The sequence below is a fragment of the Xenorhabdus sp. IM139775 genome (assembly GCF_028598745.1).
In the GTDB taxonomy this organism is placed as follows: Bacteria; Pseudomonadota; Gammaproteobacteria; order Enterobacterales; family Enterobacteriaceae; genus Xenorhabdus.
Map to the genome: position 1 here is coordinate 1 of NZ_JAQRFK010000144.1, position 2916 is coordinate 2916.

Genomic DNA, 2916 nt, shown 5'->3' on the forward strand with positions numbered 1-2916 from the left:
CCTCAAGGGAATTACTTGCTTCGATAATAGATATTGAAATTTGTCTCAACAGCCCTCTGATTCAGTCCTGCCACGCTCGATCTTTCCTACTAACCGGTCCGGCAGGTGCAGGTAAGACACATTCTATCGTAAGTTTTGCGAAGAGAAGACTCGACAAAGGCGCTCATACTCTGGTGCTATTTGGGGAAGATTTTGATAACGCGGAACCTTGGGATGTAGTAAGAAGCAAACTAGGCTTTGGAGCCGATGTTGGTCGAGACAAATTACTATCTTGTCTTCAAGCAAGTGCTCAAGCCAATAACCATTGTTTTGTTATTGCTATCGATGCGTTAAACGAAGGAGCAAAGGCAAGAAAGTGGAAAAACAAACTGCCAGAAATAATCCAACAACTAAATGAATATCCTCGTATCAAGATTGTTGTGTCTAGTCGCGATATATATACCAATTTAGTTGTTGATGAACGATTCCCTGACTATGCATATAGTCATATTGGATTCACTAGGAATTTTCACGATGTCCTCTCTTCGTTCTCTCAACGCTACAATGTTGAAAGTGAGATAACACTTATTTTTACAGATGAGCTACGAAACCCATTACTTCTACATTTAGTCTTCAAAACTCACAAGTCGGAGGACTCTTGTTCTCTTGATGTATCGACTAGTGGCTTCTCAACCATTTTTTCTAAACACCTCAAGCAAATCGATGACTCATTGAGAGAGCGATTAGACTATGTTAGTCCTAAAAATATCGTTAGAGCGGTAATGAGCAAACTGTCTGATTTTCTAGCTCATTCAGAAACCCAAACTATAAATTGGGAAACTGCCGTAAATACAATTAAGCCTATTCTAGGTAATGAGCTACTTCCAGAAAGGTTTATTGATGAGCTAGTTAAAGAGCAACTGCTAATTTTATCAGCAACTAACGATGAAGATTTTCTTATTAGGTTTGGTTATCAGAGGTTTGGAGATATGCTGCGCGCATCTTCAATAGTTCAATCCTATCAAGAAACTGGCAATAGTGATCTATCAATCCTTGCAGAAAAGCTGGCGATTTTAACAGATATGGAGAGTGGCGTTTTAGAAGCTCTTGCAAGCATTCTCCCTGAAGAGATCGGTATCGAAATCACTGATAACCGCCTGGGCTTAGACAACGATTTAGCACATAGCCTTTTTGTAAAGTCACTAACTTGGCGTTCAAAGCAAAGTGTTACCCCTGCCATTAAAGAACATATGTTTGGGGCATTAAGAACGGGCGGATTGTGGCAGACTGTTTTTGAAAGCCTATTCCAACTATCTATAGTTCCAAGTCATTATCTTAACGCAGAAAGTTGGTTCAAAGATTTTCAATGGCGACAAGACTCTCCATCAAGAGATACCTACCTTTCTGTCGCCTTATCAGAGTCATATAATAAAAAAGGTGCAATTTGGTTTCTAATTGAAGCTTTGGAAAAAATAGAAGCAACCAATTGGCTCGAAGAAAGTTATAAATTAGCATCCTCGGCTTTACTTTGGTGTTGTTCAGCTACGGATCGACGAGTCAGAGATCAAGCAACAAGATGCCTTGGCTTGCTTTTTAAACAATACCCTGTGATATGCCTGCATGCAGTAAACACGTTTACTGGGTGTGACGACGACTACATACTTGAAAGCTTGATTCAGGCTATGTATACGTCCTGCTTGCTTTCACCTGAGTCAGTTGAGAACTTCGTACAGCCATTAAATAGATATATTAGAGCAAATAGCAGTTCAAATAACATTTTAATTCGCGAGCATTCCCAGCTATTGAGACAGGAGCTTGTGAAACTAGGGATTGAAGAAGACAGAATATCAAATCAATATGTAACTCCTTCTCTACCATTAACATGGCCTATTCTAAGCGATGTGCAGACCTTGCTTACACTAGAAAATTTGCCCTCAAACATGCGCCTATGGGGTGATCAATTAGGTCCTGACTTTTGGCGCTATGTAGTTGAACCAAGACTTAGAGCCTTTGACTTACAATCACAGAACATAACTCTTGAGAATATTGCCTGCTGGATTATGAGAGAAGCCGAATATATCGGCTATCCCGGATATGGTAATGGAGCCCTCAAGCATGACTTGGCAACTCTTCATAAATATGGAAGAGGAAGAGCAAAGCCCGGCTATGCAGAAACCATCGGCAAGAAATCTTATTGGGTTGCTTTTCACCGATTGATAGGTCTGTTAGCTGCCAATGTAGCACCGGTCCAATCTCGTTGGGAGCCACAATTAACCTCTGATAGATTCTGGTCGTTAGAACTTAGAAAGGTTGATATATCAGACATAAGAGATTTGTCATCAAAGCAAAAGTACCCTCTTAGAAACCTAATAATACAAGAGCTTGAGCTGCCAGAAAGTAATGTGGACTATTGGTTGCAGACTGATGATTATTTCGTTGCAAGCAACGTACTTGTCTTGAATGACGAGAGTAGTACAACTTGGATTAACTTGAGTTTTTATTCAGAGGTTCACGCTAAACGAGATGAGGACGACGTCTCGTTCGACGCTGAAAGCTTCTTTGGTATATCTAGTTATAACGGCTATTTTGTTGACCCTAGCAACACTGAAGCATTCGAACTCCACAATCATAGTAATGACCACTGCTACCGTGTCTACTTGGCGGAGTACCCTAGAAGCCCAGCTTTCAAGCAATGTGTTGCTGAACAAGATACGACTATTTCAGATGACCAGCGATTATTCTCTAGCATTCAACTATTGAGAGGTGGGGAGTGGCAGTACGATTACTCAAGCAATGTCGAACAAAGCTCTATTAATATGCCTTGTCCTGATTTAATTGAGAAGATGAACCTTAGCTGGGATCAAGACAGTGGATGGCTCGATGAAAACCAAGACTTGGCTGCGTTTAGTCATAACATTGATAGAAATTCTTCTTTGT

Annotated in this window: 1 protein-coding gene; it reads left to right on the forward strand. The window is 40.5% G+C overall.

The genetic code is table 11. The annotated features are described in order from the left end of the window. Positions 1 to 2916, forward strand: a 2916-nt coding sequence (locus tag PSI17_RS16340; RefSeq protein WP_273552972.1) for an ATP-binding protein, incomplete at both ends; no start/stop codon positions are given.